Origin of the sequence: Staphylococcus sp. HMSC062H10, assembly GCF_001836945.1 — a bacterium.
Classification (GTDB): domain Bacteria; phylum Bacillota; class Bacilli; order Staphylococcales; family Staphylococcaceae; genus Staphylococcus; species Staphylococcus aureus.
Genome location: NZ_KV830972.1, coordinates 747,234 through 763,758 on the forward strand (window position 1 = coordinate 747,234; position 16,525 = coordinate 763,758).

A 16,525-nucleotide genomic window follows, 5' to 3' on the forward strand; every position below is an offset into this window, starting at 1 on the left:
AATATGTTAAAATCTGTACTTAGAACTCTTTTTTATAGAAAGGAAAATGACTTATGGGCAATCATTTCCAATACGCTTTTGAAAACAAACGTTATCACACATGGAATTACCATTTAAAAAATAAATTTGGACAAAAAATATTTAAAGTTGCATTGGATGGCGGGTTTGACTGTCCTAACCGCGATGGCACTGTAGCACATGGTGGATGTACATTTTGTTCTGCTGCAGGTAGCGGAGACTTTGCAGGTAATCGTGCAGATTCAATCGCAGTACAATTTAAAGAAATTAAGGAAAAGATGCATGAGAAATGGCACGAAGGTAAATATATAGCTTATTTTCAAGCATTTACAAATACACATGCACCAGTTGAAGTGTTAAAAGAAAAATTCGAACCTGTACTTAAAGAACCGGGTGTTGTGGGATTATCTATTGGTACGCGTCCTGACTGTCTACCAGATGATGTTGTTGAATATTTGGCGGAATTGAATCAACGAACATACTTATGGGTTGAATTAGGACTACAAACAATCCATCAATCAACATCTGATTTAATCAATCGTGCCCATGATATGAAAACTTATTATGATGGTGTGGCAAAATTACGTAAACACAATATCAATGTATGTACACACATCATTAATGGCTTACCTGGCGAAGACTATGACATGATGATGGCTACTGCCAAAGAAGTTGCACAAATGGATGTACAAGGTATTAAAATTCATTTACTTCATTTGTTAAAAGGTACACCGATGGTAAAACAATACGATAAAGGTTTATTAACTTTTATGACTCAAGAAGAATACACAAACCTAGTTGTGGACCAATTAGAAGTGATTCCCCCTGAAATGATCGTTCATCGAATTACCGGTGATGGTCCAATAGATATCATGGTCGGTCCAATGTGGAGTGTTAATAAATGGGAAGTATTAAATGGCATCGATGCTGAATTAGCACGTAGAAATTCTTATCAAGGCTTGCGTTACAAGTCTAAGGTGAAGCAATGAAATTAGAACGTATACTCCCTTTTTCAAAAACACTCATTAAACAACATATAACACCAGAAAGTATTGTTGTAGACGCAACTTGCGGTAACGGCAATGACACTTTATTTTTAGCCGAACAAGTACCAGAAGGACATGTTTATGGTTTCGACATTCAAGATTTAGCTTTGGAAAATACACGTGATAAAGTTAAGGATTTCAATCATGTTTCTTTAATAAAAGATGGACATGAAAATATTGAACATCATATAAATGATGCACATAAAGGTCATATTGATGCAGCCATCTTTAACCTAGGTTATTTGCCTAAAGGTGATAAATCTATTGTGACAAAGCCTGACACGACAATCCAAGCTATTAATTCATTGCTATCATTAATGTCAATTGAAGGTATTATTGTACTTGTTATATATCATGGTCATAACGAAGGACAAATTGAGAAGCATGCATTGCTTGATTATTTGAGTACTTTGGATCAAAAGCATGCGCAAGTTTTGAAATATCAATTTTTAAACCAACGTAATCATGCTCCATTCATTTGTGCCATAGAAAAAATTTCTTAAGCATTTGCTGCGCTATACTATTTATAATTTAGGATTGAGTAGTCAACATTTGAAAAAATATCAACGACAAAAAGAGGTTTTCAACTTAATGAAAACCTCTTTTTATGCTATTAAACTTACACAGCAATAATTGCGTTTAAACTATTTTGCATTGCTGTTGCTCTACTTGCAATCGCATCACTGATGAAATTCAACAACTCTACTTTCTCTTGTTGTAACTTTTCATTGAAATGAATAATAACTGTTCTTTCATCGTCAACAGGACGCTCTTTGTAAATCCATTCTAATTCAACTAAATTATTATACGTTCTAGTACGCTTATACGGTTTGACTTCAACAAATCTGTCCATTTCTTTAAGCGTCATAGAACCTTTTTGCCATAAAGTTAGTAAAATTAAAATTTCTTCTCTAGACATTTTGTACTCGCTTTCAATCTCGCTGAAAATTGAGTTAATGTCACCCAAAAGTGTTTCTAATTGCAAAATCCCAAATACAGTATCGTTATTTACTTTTTTCATGCTAAACATCTCCCAATTAATGATCACATATTTAGACACCACACAAGTATTAACAAACATCCCAACAATCCCAAAACTTGTATGTGCTAACTTATGCTTAAAACTACAAGTGTAAATAAACTTGCTTTCTATTCACTTGTCAAAGTTGAATAAAATTAAATAAGTATAAAAACCAATAATCAACAGAGTTAATATTTAGAAATAAGATTATAGTACATAAAACAAATCACTCTATTACATATTAATTTTATAATTTATATACAAAGAAAATATATCAATATTACCATTAAATTGCAACAATTCTACATATATTTCTTCAAAAAAGATACACATTGAATTTTTATTACATATAACTCTCATGAAAATTGATTAAACTAAATTAATTAGTTAGCCTTAAATTTAACAAATTAAATCAAACCGAATGAGGCTAAATTGGTTATTTTTCAAGATATGATTTGTATAAATCAAAACATTTCTTACAAATCAAATGTGTATAAAATTTGATATACATTCTCAACCTTAAAAAAGTTAAAAAAAGATGAGCATCTACTGTCTCATCTTTTTAGAATATTAAATTTCTACAATTTCGTCATCTTCAACAATAAAGCCCATTGTATTGACGCTGTTATTTAAGAAAGTCAGAATATAACGCATTACTTCATCGCGTTCTGGCTCGTTGTGAACCTCGTGATAAAAACCTTGCCAAGCTTTAAAATATAATTCAGGTGTTTGATATTTTTCTTTAAACTCATCAATTGCCCTAGTATCAACAATTAAATCCTTCGTTCCATACATTAATAGTGTTGGCATTGGTTGAATGTCATGAATATGAGCCATCGTATCTTTCATCGTCTCATTAATTGTGTTATACCAATGATACGTTGCTTTTTTTAACATTAAACCATCGTTAACTGTTTCTTCAACAATTTCTAAATTACGTGTTAAATCTTTTGGTTCTACACCAACATTAAAACGTGTGTCTTTTGAAATTTTACCTATATTTGAAACAAGTTTATCTTTACGATTTTTTCCATTTTTTTGAAGTTCTAGCATAGGAGAAATTAACATCATCCCCTCGATTGGCAATTCTACTTTTTCAAGTAAATTTAATAAAATCAAACCGCCAAGTCCTACCCCTAATACATAAGTAGGAATTTTATATTCATTAGCTATCTTTAACCAGTCTAGCAAACTTTCGTGATACGTTTGAAAGTTTTCAATTTGTCCTTTATTAGCTCTTGAAGTTTGACCTTGACCAGGCAAATCTCCCATAATCACATGATAGCCATTTCTTCTTAACATCGTAATAACATATGCATATCTTCCCGTATGTTCTAATATATTATGAGCAATAACAACGACGCCTTTTGCATCATTTTCAGCTTCCCACTTCCACATTATTATACTGCCCCTTTTTCATTAATCTTCAATAACATAATTATAGCAAATTCACTATGTAGATTTCTATTTATAGTATTATTGTTGTCCATATTATTATATACAAATGAAATCAACATCAATAATAGTGTAATTATACATAATTATTTTTGATTGTTTTTGATGAAAACGCTTTCTCGAATATTTTTTTCATGCTAAACTTATTGTAAACACAAGGGTTTGGAGGAGTAGCAATGGCACTATTAAAGAATTTTTTTATCGGATTATCTAATAATAGTTTTTTAAACAACGCAGCAAAAAAAAGTGGGCCCACGTTTGGGTGCCAATAAAGTCGTTGCCGGAAATACAATTCCAGAGTTAATTAATACAATCGAATACTTAAATGACAAGAATATCGCTGTTACGGTAGACAATTTAGGGGAATTTGTCGGTACAGTTGAAGAAAGTAATCATGCTAAAGAACAAATTTTAACAATTATGGACGCGCTTCATCAACATGGCGTAAAGGCACATATGTCTGTTAAATTGAGTCAGTTAGGTGCAGAATTCGACTTAGAATTAGCTTACCAAAATTTAAGAGAGATTTTACTTAAAGCAAATACTTACAACAATATGCATATAAATATTGATACTGAAAAATACGCTAGCCTGCAACAAATTGTTCAAGTTTTAGATCGATTAAAAGGCGAATTTAGAAATGTTGGTACTGTAATTCAAGCATATTTATACGATAGCCATGAATTAGTTGATAAGTACCAAGATTTACGATTACGTTTGGTTAAAGGTGCATATAAAGAAAACGAATCAATTGCATTTCAATCTAAGGAAGACGTAGATGCAAATTACATCAAGATAATTGAACAACGTTTGTTAAACGCACGCAATTTCACTTCAATTGCAACACATGACCATCGCATCATTAATCATGTAAAAAAATTTATGAAAGAAAATCACATTGAAAAAGATCGTATGGAATTCCAAATGCTCTATGGTTTTAGATCAGAGTTAGCAGAAGAAATTGCAAATGAAGGCTATAATTTCACTATTTATGTACCTTATGGCGATGATTGGTTTGCGTATTTTATGAGAAGATTAGCAGAACGCCCACAAAACCTTTCTCTTGCTGTAAAAGAATTTGTGAAACCTGCTGGATTAAAACGTGTTGGCATAATTGCAGCTTTAGGAGCTACAGTTATGTTAGGTTTAAGTACAATTAAAAAATTATGCCGTAAATAGAGCTTGGCATAAACAATAATTTAGGAGTCTGGAACATTAATCAATGTTCTAGGCTCCTAAATGTTATATTGGCAGTTCTGAATCATTTATAAATCTTTGATTATGAACTCACAACAGCGCTCTATGCTTTTATAGATTTTAATAAATTAGCCATTTCAATTGCACTTACTGCTGCTTCGGCACCTTTATTGCCGGCTTTCGTACCCGCTCTTTCAACAGCTTGTTCAATACTTTCAGTCGTTAAAATACCAAATATGACTGGTACATTAGTTTGATCATTTACTTTAGAAACACCTTTCGCGACTTCATTACAAACATAATCATAATGAGACGTAGCACCGCGAATTACGCATCCTAATGTAATTACTGCATCATAATTTCCTGATGAGGCTAATTTTTTAGCTACTAAAGGAATTTCAAACGCACCCGGAACAAATGCTACATCAATATTGTCTTCATTAACATCATGTCGAATCAAAGTATCTTTTGCACCTTCAAGTAATCTTCCAGTGATAAAATCATTAAATCGACTAACTACGATTGCAACTTTCAAATCTTTTCCAATTAATTTACCTTCAAAATTCATGTTAAAGTCCTCCTATATTAAATGACCCATTTTTATTTTTTTCGTTTCCATATAATCATGATTATGTACCGTTTCTGGTACGATAACTTCAATTCTTTCTGCAATATCAATGCCATATTGTTTTAATCCTTCAAATTTACTTGGATTATTACTTAATAAATTGATATGTTCGATGTTAAAATATTTTAAAATCTGTGCAGCAATATGATAATCTCGCAAATCTTCATCAAAACCTAATGCTAAATTTGCAGTTACTGTATCATATCCTTGCTCAATTAATTCATATGCGCGTAATTTGTTTAACAATCCTATGCCACGACCTTCTTGAGGTAGATAAATAATCATGCCACCATGTTCATTGATATACTTCATAGACGATTCAAGTTGAGCACCACAATCACAACGTTGACTATGGAAAATATCGCCTGTAAGGCACGCAGAATGTAAGCGTACATTTTCATGTTGTCGAATTGCACCTTTTGTCAGTACAACTATCTCTTCATCTGTATAAGTCGCTTTAAAACCATACATATCAAATGTTCCGAAATCTGTAGGCATTTTCACTTTTGCCTTAAATTCAATTTCTGGTTCTAATTTTTTACGATATTCAATTAAATCATCAATCGTAATTATCTTTAATTGATGTTTTTCTTTAAACTTTTGTAAATCTTGTCCTTTCGCCATCGTGCCGTCATCATTCATAATCTCACAAATGACACCAGCGGGCTTGGCACCAGTAAGTTTAGCTAAATCAACAGCCGCTTCTGTGTGTCCATTTCTAGCTAATACGCCTTTATCTTGTGCTACTAATGGAAATAAATGACCAGGACGATTAAAATCTTTAGCTTCACTACTAAGATCAATGAGCTTTTTGGCAGTCAATGTACGTTCATAAGCGCTAATTCCTGTTGTTGTATCTACATGATCAATACTCACTGTAAATTGCGTACCAAAGATGTCTGAGTTATCATCAACCATTTGTACCAAATCCAAACGTTGTGCAATATCTTTAGACACTGGTGCGCATATTAATCCCCTTGCTTCTTTCGCCATAAAATTAATGGTATTATCGTTCATCCATTCAGTGACCGCTACTAAATCACCTTCATTTTCACGATTCTCATCATCTACTACAATAATTGTTTCTCCATTTTTTAAAGCCATTAAAGCACTGTCAATATTATCGAATTGCATGCTACCCCTCCTAAAAACCAAATGCTCTTAATTTATCTACAGATAATGGGTCTTTATCTTTATTTAAAATATTTTCAACATATTTAAACAAAACGTCTGTTTCTAGATGTACTTTATCTCCTAATTTTTTGGATGATAAAATCGTTGAACGCCTCGTTTCTGGAATAAGATGAATGTCAAAACTGTTATCATGTTTCTCAAATACCGTTAGACTTACACCATCCACAGTGATAGACCCTTGTTTCACTAACTGCTTATTAATATGTTGGCTACATTGAATAGTAATAATTTTGGCATTGGCTGTTTCATTTATTTTTGAAACTGTTCCTAGTTCATCTACATGACCGAGGACAAAATGTCCACCAAACCTACCGTTACCACTCATGGCACGCTCTAAATTTACTTCTGATTGTCGCTTAACATCTGCTAAATAGGTTTTATTTTCAGTGCCTTTAATTACTTGTACAGTAAAAGATGTCTGATTAAAATCAATCACTGTTAAACATGCACCATTAACACTGATGGAATCACCAATATGCATATCTGCCGTAATTTTATGTGCTTCAATTTCAATCGTCCTGACTGATTTACGAATTTGAACACTTTTAACAACACCTATTTCTTCAACGATGCCAGTAAACATGCATCATCACTTCTTTCGTAAAGTTAATTTGACATTTTGATTTAATAACTCGGAATGAACAATTTCAAATTGGTTCGCATCTGGTATCTCAATCACATCATTTGTTTGATAAAATTGATAATTTCCAGATCCGCCAATTAATTTCGGGGCATAATAGAGAATAAATTCATCTATATAATTAGATTGGAGAAATTCTGAAGTAGTGGTTGGACCTGCCTCGACTAGCAAAGTTCCAACTCCTCTTTTATATAAATTGTGAAGAATTGTTGTTAAATCACAAGACTTCAAGTAAATAATTTCAATATGTGTTTGATTGGTTGTTAAATTTGGATTTTCAGTATATATCCAAATTGGTGTTGATTCATCTTGATAAATTTGCTGATTAAAATGAATATTCCCAGACTTAGACAATATTACTTTTATAGGATTTTTTCCATCTTGAATACGTGTAGTATATTGTGGATCATCTAACTCAACTGTACGTCTTCCAGTTAACACTGCGTCGTGTCGATGTCTTAACTTATAGACATCTTGTTTAACCTCTTTGTTAGTAATCCATTGACTTTGTCCATTATCATTCGCTTGTTTACCATCTAAACTTGCAGATACTTTCACTGTAATTTGTGGCAGTTGCTTTGCTTTTGCTTTAAAAAAGTCTTGGTATAATTGTGATGCACGTTCATCATCAACGCATTCAACCTCAATACCGTGATCCCGTAACGTCTCATCACCATGTGTATTTAACGAATTGTCTTTTGTTGCGTAAACTACTTTAGCTATCTTACAATCAATAATTTTGTTAACACAGGGTGGTGTTGAACCAAAATGACTACATGGCTCTAACGTAATATAAATCGTCGCACCTTCAGCATTTTGTTGTGCCATATCAAGTGCTTGAACCTCCGCATGCTTGTCACCTTTTCTCAAGTGTGCACCAATACCAACAATCCTACCTTCTTTAACTACAACAGCGCCAACGGGTGGATTAACACCTGTTTGACCTTGTACCATATTTGCAAGTTGAATCGCATAATCCATAAATTGACTCAAATGATCACCTCTATAAACAAAAATCCTCACATCATGAATTAAGATGCAAGGAGAAAAATTTATCGTTAAATAAGCCTATTTGTACACATTTTTTACAAATACGCTACATTATCTTTGTCGATAATTAACATTCTTTCTCCCATCCAGACTTTAACTGTCGGCTCTAGAATCTCACTAGATCAGCCACTAATATGAAACATATTAGCAGGTCGCAGGCTTTATTTACTGCCGGTTGGGAATTTCACCCTGCCCCGAAAGAATTATATATGAAATTGTTATAGATTATTTGAGTACGTAGTATGTCAACTACATTTAAAATGATACTATATGTTTTCTGAAAAAACAATTAATGACGGTTTTAATTTAATATAATTTGAGTACTATAGGCATCTCATTGATATGATTCTTACTAACAGACATTAAAATCAAACCTTCAATTCGTCTCTATAGAGCGTTCTCTTTATTATCTTCTAGTTACAAATTATTGATTGTCACTGCGCTGTTGTTGCTCATTCGATTCTAAAGCATCATATAATTGAGATACTGTATGCGCAACTTGTTCTACTATCATTTTCACACCATTTCGTAGTTTATTAACACCGTTTGTCATTTGACCTATCGCAATCATATTTGTTAATGTTCCAAACCTTGGACTAATAACTTGATTGGTTTCCGGTATGATTTGTATGCCTCCCATTGGATGTGCTTGTACAATTTGTCTATTTTCAAGATTTTTAATTAATTGATCATCTTGATCTAATTCATTTAAATGACTTTTTGCACCTGTCGCGTTAATGACAACATTATATATGTCTACTGATTCTTGGTTTTTGTATGAAAAATAATACAACTTGCCATCATGTTTCACATCTTCTAAATCTTTTTTCAAAATTAAAGACTTATTTTCTATTAATTCAATAATTAGTTCAGCAGTTCTTGGAGGCATTGGATTTGAATTTAATTGAATCATTTTTGAGTATTTTTGATTAAATTGATGTTGGTCTTCAATACTTAAGCTATTCCATATCCAATTTAAATTCTCTTTCAAATGTTCAATCATACTTTGGAAAATGCCCATTTCTGTTGGACGCGCTAAATCATACTTCAAATCTGCAATATGATTTCCTGTACGTCTATGTACTAATTTTTTAAAATCAATGTCATATTCAGCACATTCTTTTAAAAATAAAGAAACTAAAGTATCAAGCGGTGCATTGCCGAAATGATGTTTTTTAATGTCATTTAATTTGTCTTTAGTTAAGTACTTGAATGACACGTCAATCATTGTACCTCTTACACTTGGTAAATTTGCAGAACGACTCGTCATAGTAATTGGTAATTTCGGATGATGAGCAGCAACATAACGAACAACATCTAAACTGGCAAGGCCTGTACCAATAATCGCAATATCGTCCTGTTCATTTACTTCGTCTAACGTATTATATGTTGGATAAGGCGTAGCGATATATCCTTTTTTACCCTTTAAGTTATATGGATCATGGTAGGCAAATGTACCACATGTTAAAAATACATAATCGTACGCTTGCCATGATTGTTCTGAATTTGTAGTACATATGTAATAAGTTAAATTCGTTTCATCAATATTAGAATTTGTATAAATCTCTTGAACTTTATTATAAATAGTTGATATATTTGGATATTTTTTCGTGAACATAGATAAATAAGATTTCATATAATGTCCGAATACAAATCTCGGTAAATATGCAGGTTCATCAAAATTAAAATCAGTTTGCTGTTTATACCACTTCCAAAATTCAGTCTCATCATCTAAATTTAAACTCATCTTTTTCGAAGGCATATTAATTAGCAGCTCAGAACTATCATTTTGAAATGGTACGCCCTGTCCCATATTTACTTTATCATCGTATAAATCTATATCTAATTGATTAAATTTTGGGTGCTTAACTAACTCTCTCAATACACTTACACCAGCAGTTCCCATGCCTATTATTGCTACACGCATATATCATCCATCCTTTTGTAATTCAAAATATTATATTTATACTATTACCTATAATTATAGCAATTTGGTATTTTTAATAAAATTTATTAAGGTAAGCTATTATTTCACTTTTACAACCACTAAACCATTTAAAACTTTTCATTTAATATCAAATCTAGTGTTTGTGTTAAAATATTTTTAACAATTTGCCATATTTTATGAATTCACCATTGTCATACTTCATTACTTCATCATAATTATGATTCGTTTTAAAGATGTTCATTCAATATCGACAACAGCTTATGTGTTAAAATATTTTTAACGAGGTGAATTAAATTGAAATTTATAGCAAAGATATTAATCTCATTAGTAATTCTATTTATGATTTTTAGTCGTAAAAATAAAGCTTCTTAATCAATACCCTTGATTACAAAATAAATTCAACTAAGGTGATTGACCATACACTCAAGATATGGCTAATCACCTTTTTCAATGCAAAACAAATTGTATATCTTGCAAAATCAATATCTATAATTTATCTTTAATACCCTTTTAATACTTAAACCAAATTTAGATTACATAGTCATATCGTGTAATATACCAAAGAAACATAGACATTCATCTATATAGATGATAATCTATTTAACGTCTAGGAGGTATGTTATGACGTATAAAGAACTAGCAACATTTTTAAAAGTTTTATCCGATCCAAGCAGATTAGAAATACTAGATTTACTTTCTTGTGGAGAGTTATGCGCTTGTGATTTGTTAGAACATTTTCAATTCTCTCAACCTACACTTAGCTATCATATGAAAGCATTAGTAAAAACCAACTTTGTTACGACACGAAAAATCGGAAATACACATTTATACCAACTTAATCATAATATTTTTGAGTCCGTAATTAATAACTTGTCTAAGGTTCATACCTCTAACCAACGATGTATTTGTCATAACCTTAAGACTGGTGAATGCTAATGATGACAACTTTAGCGACACTCATTTTTCTAGTAACTTTATTATTTGTATTATGGCAACCTAAAGGCCTAGATATTGGCATTACCGCATTAACTGGTGCCTTTATTGCTGTTATTACTGGTGTTGTAAGTTTTTCCGATGTTTTCGAAGTAACAGGTATAGTCTGGAATGCCACTTTAACTTTTGTCTCAGTCATACTTATTTCATTAATATTAGATAAAATTGGATTTTTTGAATGGTCAGCGATCCATATGTTACATGCTTCAAAAGGTAGTGGCCTAAAAATGTTCGTTTATATCATATTATTGGGTGCCGTGGTTGCTGCATTTTTCGCAAATGATGGCGCAGCTTTAATCTTAACGCCCATTGTATTAGCAATGGTAAAAAATATAGGTTTTAGTAAGCGGGCCATATTTCCATTTATTATTGCGAGTGGTTTTATTGCTGATACAACGTCTTTACCTTTAATCGTGAGCAATTTGGTCAATATCATTTCTGCAGATTACTTTAACATTAGTTTCTCTCAATATCTTAGTAGAATGATTATCCCTAATTTATTCTCGTTATTAGCTAGCCTTCTAGTTTTGTGGTTATATTTTAGAAAAGCGATTCCTAAAACTTTTGAAGATAATAAAATAAAGCGTCCTATAGATGCCATTAATGATTTAAAGCTATTTAAAATTTCATGGATTGTTCTAGTTATATTACTTTTCGGCTATCTAATCAGTGAATTTACTAAAATTCCGGTATCAATTTTCACCGGAATCATTGCTTTTATATTTCTAATATTGGCTCGTAAATCAAATGCTGTAAATATTAAGCAAGTCATTAAGGGCGCACCTTGGAATATAGTATTATTTTCAATTGGTATGTATATCGTCGTATTCGGCTTAAGAAATGCTGGCATTACTTTAATATTGGCTAAAATATTAGAATATATTTCCAATTACGGTCTATTTAGCACCATTTTGGGAATGGGCTTCATTTCAGCATTTTTATCATCAATAATGAATAATATGCCTACAGTTTTAATAGATGCGATTGCTATTGGTCAATCAAATATCCATGGCTTATTAAAAGAAGGCCTAATTTATGCGAATGTTATCGGTTCTGATTTAGGTCCAAAAATTACACCGATAGGCTCTTTAGCTACATTACTGTGGTTACACGTCTTAACACAAAAAGATGTTAAGATTTCTTGGGGCACATACTTTAAAAATGGTATCATCATTACAATTCCAGTACTATTTTTCACACTTTTAGGATTATATCTAACACTTATACTATTTTAAGAAATAAAAAGACGCTTTCTATTTATTGCGATAGAAAGCGTCTTTTTGTACTTGAGCAAGTCATATCATAACTTAACTCTAACAATTTACTTATTCAAATGTTTACTGTCATCTTTATACACAAAGTATTTGAAGTATTTTCCTTCAGTCTTCATATTCTTATAAAAGTCAGCGATAATTGTTGCATTACTTTCTGCCCACTTAATATCAGTAGCATATTGATGTTCTCCTGGATTTTTTGGATTCCATCTCATACTATACAATGTATTTTGATCTGTGCTTGATAAGAAGTGCTTATGAATGAAATCAGCACCGCCTGAAATAGCTTTTTCAGGTGTATCCCAACCATGCTTTTTAGCATATTCTGCACCTGTTTTAATTGGGTCTTTATCAAGGGCTCCTACTCCATAGAAATTGTAGTATTTTTTGCCATTAATTTCGACTCCATTAGCTAATTCACTTTTAACTGCGCCAGTTTCTAATAATGCATGTGAAATTAAATAAACTTCGTTAACGTGCTTATCTTTAGCAGCTTTTAAGAAATCATCCGTATGCTTCAATAATGTTGGTCTATCTACTAACATACGTTTAATTCTATTTTTATCAATCCCTTGATACTTTGATAAATCTAAAAATTGATATTTTTGCTTTTCATTATCGATAAAAGTACCGCTATCCATTGCACTTTTAATTTCAGTTGCAGATGCATCTCTCCATGCATCATTCTTTTTATTTGATACCTGTTGACTCGTATAATTATTTATTTGTTTCTTTGCTGCATCGTTTAATGTAACATTTAACTTTTCAATCTTAATGTCGGATTTAACATGTTTGAAAAATATCTGATCGGATATCATTGAGAAAAATAAAAATGAGACAACAGCAAATATGACAACAAGTCCTATTATTCCAAAAATAGAACCTTTCTTGTGTTTATTCATATCCACACCTCTTAGGTCATTGTTGTTATACATTCAGTTTGACTACGATAATAAAGTTTAACATTATTAAAACCGTTTAACAATTTTATCTATGCATTGTTACATATTCATAAATAAACGGTAATGTAAATGAAACGTTTTAAACGATTTATCAACATTACTATACTTTGATTCACGAATCATAAATGTTTTACCTTTTTGTATAACCTTTGAAAACCTTTATATCAATAATCTTATTATTCACGTATTAAAAAACAAAAATTCTCTTGTTCGTTTACTTAGTTTCTTTTTTATAATCCATCATAATAAAACTTGCTGCATTTGATCTATTTTTATAATAGTACTGATTTAAATCAATCGTACCTTCAATTTGACCATCACGATACATCATTTCATTAGTGAAGTTATTTATCATCACGAAATCAGCGCGATCTCTTATAACATCTAAATCGTCGTTTCGTGCAAAAAAATGTTCTAAATTTAAATGTGCGTAATCCATTGTTACCTCCCGATTACAAATTTTGTTCTATCTACTATTTAGCAAAGTAATAATACATCATATCACATTAAATTAATTACTTATGTCTTATATTTAACACTTAATTTAGCGATTACGCAAATGAATGATTTTTCTAAATATTTTATTCTAATTTTATCCGGAAATATTTGTTATACGTATAACTTGGAGAATGACTACTTGAAATTTAATGACGTATACAACAAACACCACAAAATCATACACCATCTTTTAAAAAAATATAATATTAGCTATAATTATGATGAGTATTATCAACTACTCTTGATAAAAATGTGGCAATTGAGTCAGATATATAAACCCTCAAGCAATCAATCTTTATCCTCTTTTTTATTCATGCGACTAAACTTTTACCTTATCGATCTATTCAGACAACAAAAACGTTTAAATGATATCATTTTATGTGAAAATCATTCACCAATACTTACTGAACAGCCAACATACTTTAATGAATATGACCTTCGTTTACAAGATGTTTGTGCCCTACTAAACCACAGGGAACGACAGTGGCTTATGCTTTATCTTGAAGGCTATAAGCAATATGAAATTGCTGATAGTATGTCATTATCAACTTCAACAATTAAATTAATAAAGGCATCAGTTAAGCGTAAATGCCAACGGTTTTTTGAATAGATGCGACGCGTCGTGTTGATTAAAATGATTAATACTCTTGGAACGCTCAATAATATGCACTTCATTTATGCGAACCATTTTATTATTAACTGATTGAAAAGGAGCACTATATTTGCAAGACATTTCTACAAAACACCTACTTTATATCCAAACCGCAACTTCGAACCATCTTGAGACAAAATGTGTCTTTCTGTACCATGAATACAATCTCGAATTCCCTATTACTAAAGCCATTCCTTATTATGCTAAATTGCATTTTACATCAGCATCAATTTTAATCGATGCGGCAAAAAGCATACTCAACATTAACAAGCTGGTGCCTATTTACCTTAATCCAAAAACGATTCTTTTCCCAATAAAACAAAAGCGTGCACCGATACAAACATATATCAATGCACACTATATAATTGGTATGACGGAAATGGGCAATTCGACTATGCTCCATTTCAAAAATGGTAAAACATTAGAAGTCGATGAACCCATGTCTCTTATTTCCAAAAAATGCTATGAAAGTTTAGCATTGAAGCATTTCATTGAAAATACTAATGACCATTAAATTTATGTTCTAACAGTTTCTTTGTAAAATATGATGTTGTGATTTTTATTAAATAGATACTAACTAACATTAATAAAATCGCCCCAATGATTGTTAAAATAACAACCGTTGTCGACAATTCTACTTTAGGGTTAACGAAAAATTGCACACCAGATAGACTTGTAATTAATCCAAATAAAAACAAACCTAATAAAGCAACGTATGCAAACATCATCACTACTAATGTTACAAAGACGCTATAACTTTTAGTTTCTTTACTACGAAATACATTTTCTCTTAAGTAACCATTAGCAAAGGTGATTGGCTTATTAAAGTTCACATTGTCCTTGTCAGTAATACTAGACAACCGTTGATCTAATGCCTGTTTTTCCTTTTTGTTCAAAAACCATAATTGCTTTTTAACCTTTTTATCGAACGATGCTTTATTCATAATTAAGGATTTCTCTCCTTTTTCATATTGACGCTATTTTATACATGATTGCCAATGAACATTGTATTTTATATATTTTACAGAAATACATGCATCAAATCTACAAAATTAACTTTGCAATTTTATTTTTAGTAATTTGACACGGTATAATTAACACCGTTTATATTGCAAACAAATGGTTTTAGTTATGTGTAATGATGCGCCTTTAATCATGTCTAAGTTTCTCATATAATGAAAATGAACATACCAATGAAATGCTTTAATATTTATTTTAAAGATGATAGAAAGGACTAAATATGCAGAAATTCAAGGATTTGTTTTACGATGATTTATCAGTTGCACGTGGAAATTATTTTCTAACTTTATTATCCGCATTCTTTATTACTATTATTCTACTAATTGGCTTCGTTGTCAGTGATACACACATACTTTATGGCGTGTTTATAGTGCTCATCGGTATCGTGTTATTACGGTTATTCAAAATTAATTTACTCTCATTTAAAAAATTAACATTGTCACAAGTGATTTATATCATCGGTGGTGCATTGCTAATTTATGGGTTAGATTATCTTTATTTACATTTTCATGACGTACCGACAAATGAACAAGAATTAGATCGAGAATTACAACATACGCCTTTGTATATGTCTATTGTCACAATTGCTATTATCCCTGCCATTGTAGAAGAAATCGTTTTTCGAGGCATGATAATAAGAGTTGTATTTAGAAAGCATTTATTTATTGGATTAGTTGTGTCTAGTCTAGTGTTTGCATCATTGCATGAATCGGATACTTGGATTGGGTACTTACCTTATTTATATTCTGGAGTGATTTTTGGCCTAATATATTTAAAAACAAAGCGATTAGAAGTCGTTATTTTAATCCACTTTATAAATAACCTATCCTCATTACTCATTCTGATATGGGGATAATACTAGTTGATATAATTCACAATGATTACCCCTCAACATGTTATTCACAAAACGATATGCACTACAAATTAAT

The 16,525-nt window shown here is 31.2% G+C and carries 18 protein-coding genes, 1 pseudogene and 1 riboswitch; of the genes and pseudogenes, 8 read left to right on the forward strand and 11 right to left on the reverse strand.

Features of this window, described 5'->3' with window-relative positions; translation table 11 throughout:
- The first annotated feature begins 53 nt into the window (after positions 1 to 53).
- Complete coding sequence (locus tag HMPREF2658_RS06240) at positions 54 to 1,007, forward strand: tRNA modification radical SAM protein MnmL/YtqA (RefSeq protein WP_000526542.1); 954 nt, start codon at positions 54 to 56, stop codon at positions 1,005 to 1,007.
- Positions 1,004 to 1,567, forward strand: a complete 564-nt coding sequence (locus tag HMPREF2658_RS06245; protein ID WP_000764418.1) for a tRNA 5-(aminomethyl)-2-thiouridylate-methyltransferase MnmM — start codon at positions 1,004 to 1,006, stop codon at positions 1,565 to 1,567. Before HMPREF2658_RS06240 ends, HMPREF2658_RS06245 begins: the two co-directional genes overlap by 4 nt.
- Before the next feature lie 116 nt (positions 1,568 to 1,683).
- Here HMPREF2658_RS06245 and HMPREF2658_RS06250 read toward each other — a convergent pair whose 3' ends face one another.
- The 3 genes from HMPREF2658_RS06250 to HMPREF2658_RS06260 all read right to left on the reverse strand — a co-directional run bounded on the left by HMPREF2658_RS06250 (position 1,684) and on the right by HMPREF2658_RS06260 (position 3,605).
- The gene (locus HMPREF2658_RS06250; protein ID WP_000757543.1) at positions 1,684 to 2,085 is read right to left on the reverse strand and encodes a transcriptional regulator, SarA/Rot family; all 402 of its coding nucleotides are present in this window, start codon (positions 2,083 to 2,085) and stop codon (positions 1,684 to 1,686) included.
- Between the two features lie 570 nt (positions 2,086 to 2,655).
- Positions 2,656 to 3,483 (reverse strand): alpha/beta fold hydrolase, encoded by an 828-nt coding sequence (locus HMPREF2658_RS06255; RefSeq protein ID WP_000266096.1) that lies wholly within the window; start codon positions 3,481 to 3,483, stop codon positions 2,656 to 2,658.
- Between the two features lie 2 nt (positions 3,484 to 3,485).
- A complete protein-coding gene (locus HMPREF2658_RS06260; RefSeq protein ID WP_014937042.1) occupies positions 3,486 to 3,605 on the reverse strand; it encodes a hypothetical protein in 120 nt (39 codons plus the stop codon).
- A gap of 111 nt (positions 3,606 to 3,716) precedes the next feature.
- Between HMPREF2658_RS06260 and HMPREF2658_RS06265 the strand changes: the two are divergent.
- Positions 3,717 to 4,719, forward strand: a pseudogene (locus HMPREF2658_RS06265) (proline dehydrogenase family protein).
- Positions 4,720 to 4,840: 121 nt separating this feature from the next.
- Here HMPREF2658_RS06265 and ribE (HMPREF2658_RS06270) read toward each other — a convergent pair.
- The 5 genes from ribE (HMPREF2658_RS06270) to HMPREF2658_RS06290 all read right to left on the reverse strand — a co-directional run bounded on the left by ribE (HMPREF2658_RS06270) (position 4,841) and on the right by HMPREF2658_RS06290 (position 10,176).
- On the reverse strand, positions 4,841 to 5,305 hold the full coding sequence (gene ribE, locus HMPREF2658_RS06270) for a 6,7-dimethyl-8-ribityllumazine synthase (RefSeq protein WP_001008551.1): 465 nt from the start codon (positions 5,303 to 5,305) through the stop codon (positions 4,841 to 4,843).
- Between the two features lie 12 nt (positions 5,306 to 5,317).
- A complete protein-coding gene (locus tag HMPREF2658_RS06275) occupies positions 5,318 to 6,499 on the reverse strand; it encodes a bifunctional 3,4-dihydroxy-2-butanone-4-phosphate synthase/GTP cyclohydrolase II (RefSeq protein WP_001159030.1) in 1,182 nt (393 codons plus the stop codon).
- A 10-nt stretch (positions 6,500 to 6,509) separates the two neighbouring features.
- Positions 6,510 to 7,142 (reverse strand): riboflavin synthase, encoded by a 633-nt coding sequence (ribE, locus tag HMPREF2658_RS06280; RefSeq protein WP_000493880.1) that lies wholly within the window; start codon positions 7,140 to 7,142, stop codon positions 6,510 to 6,512.
- A gap of 6 nt (positions 7,143 to 7,148) precedes the next feature.
- Entirely contained in the window at positions 7,149 to 8,192 is a 1,044-nt protein-coding gene (gene ribD / locus HMPREF2658_RS06285; protein ID WP_000077348.1) for a bifunctional diaminohydroxyphosphoribosylaminopyrimidine deaminase/5-amino-6-(5-phosphoribosylamino)uracil reductase RibD, read from the reverse strand.
- A gap of 127 nt (positions 8,193 to 8,319) precedes the next feature.
- Positions 8,320 to 8,455, reverse strand: a riboswitch (FMN riboswitch).
- A 218-nt stretch (positions 8,456 to 8,673) separates the two neighbouring features.
- A complete protein-coding gene (locus HMPREF2658_RS06290) occupies positions 8,674 to 10,176 on the reverse strand; it encodes an FAD/NAD(P)-binding protein (RefSeq protein ID WP_001261660.1) in 1,503 nt (500 codons plus the stop codon).
- Between the two features lie 642 nt (positions 10,177 to 10,818).
- Here HMPREF2658_RS06290 and HMPREF2658_RS06295 point away from each other — a divergent pair.
- Both HMPREF2658_RS06295 and arsB read left to right on the forward strand, forming a co-directional pair.
- Entirely contained in the window at positions 10,819 to 11,133 is a 315-nt protein-coding gene (locus HMPREF2658_RS06295; protein ID WP_000221174.1) for an ArsR/SmtB family transcription factor, read from the forward strand.
- The gene (gene arsB / locus HMPREF2658_RS06300; RefSeq protein ID WP_000989113.1) at positions 11,133 to 12,425 is read left to right on the forward strand and encodes an arsenite efflux transporter membrane subunit ArsB; all 1,293 of its coding nucleotides are present in this window, start codon (positions 11,133 to 11,135) and stop codon (positions 12,423 to 12,425) included. The genes HMPREF2658_RS06295 and arsB overlap by 1 nt, the downstream gene beginning before the upstream one ends.
- An 86-nt stretch (positions 12,426 to 12,511) precedes the next feature.
- Here arsB and HMPREF2658_RS06305 read toward each other — a convergent pair whose 3' ends face one another.
- Positions 12,512 to 13,366: a peptidoglycan release complex glucosaminidase SagB gene (locus tag HMPREF2658_RS06305; RefSeq protein ID WP_001032834.1), complete on the reverse strand. Its 855-nt coding sequence runs from the start codon at positions 13,364 to 13,366 to the stop codon at positions 12,512 to 12,514.
- Between the two features lie 274 nt (positions 13,367 to 13,640).
- The gene (locus tag HMPREF2658_RS06310) at positions 13,641 to 13,865 is read right to left on the reverse strand and encodes a hypothetical protein (protein WP_000384171.1); all 225 of its coding nucleotides are present in this window, start codon (positions 13,863 to 13,865) and stop codon (positions 13,641 to 13,643) included.
- A gap of 198 nt (positions 13,866 to 14,063) precedes the next feature.
- On the opposite strand from HMPREF2658_RS06310, the gene HMPREF2658_RS06315 reads away from it, so the two are divergent.
- Positions 14,064 to 14,534 (forward strand): sigma-70 family RNA polymerase sigma factor, encoded by a 471-nt coding sequence (locus HMPREF2658_RS06315; RefSeq protein WP_000671060.1) that lies wholly within the window; start codon positions 14,064 to 14,066, stop codon positions 14,532 to 14,534.
- A 112-nt stretch (positions 14,535 to 14,646) separates the two neighbouring features.
- Positions 14,647 to 15,090 carry a competence protein ComK gene (locus HMPREF2658_RS06320; RefSeq protein WP_001152694.1) on the forward strand — a complete coding sequence of 148 codons (444 nt, stop codon included), beginning with the start codon at positions 14,647 to 14,649 and terminating at the stop codon, positions 15,088 to 15,090.
- Here HMPREF2658_RS06320 and HMPREF2658_RS06325 read toward each other — a convergent pair.
- Positions 15,077 to 15,520, reverse strand: coding sequence for a hypothetical protein (locus tag HMPREF2658_RS06325; RefSeq protein WP_001030473.1), 444 nt, complete (start codon positions 15,518 to 15,520; stop codon positions 15,077 to 15,079). The genes HMPREF2658_RS06320 and HMPREF2658_RS06325 overlap by 14 nt on opposite strands.
- Before the next feature lie 296 nt (positions 15,521 to 15,816).
- Here HMPREF2658_RS06325 and HMPREF2658_RS06330 point away from each other — a divergent pair, with 296 nt between their 5' ends.
- A complete protein-coding gene (locus tag HMPREF2658_RS06330; RefSeq protein ID WP_001168913.1) occupies positions 15,817 to 16,452 on the forward strand; it encodes a CPBP family intramembrane glutamic endopeptidase in 636 nt (211 codons plus the stop codon).
- Positions 16,453 to 16,525 lie beyond the last annotated feature (73 nt).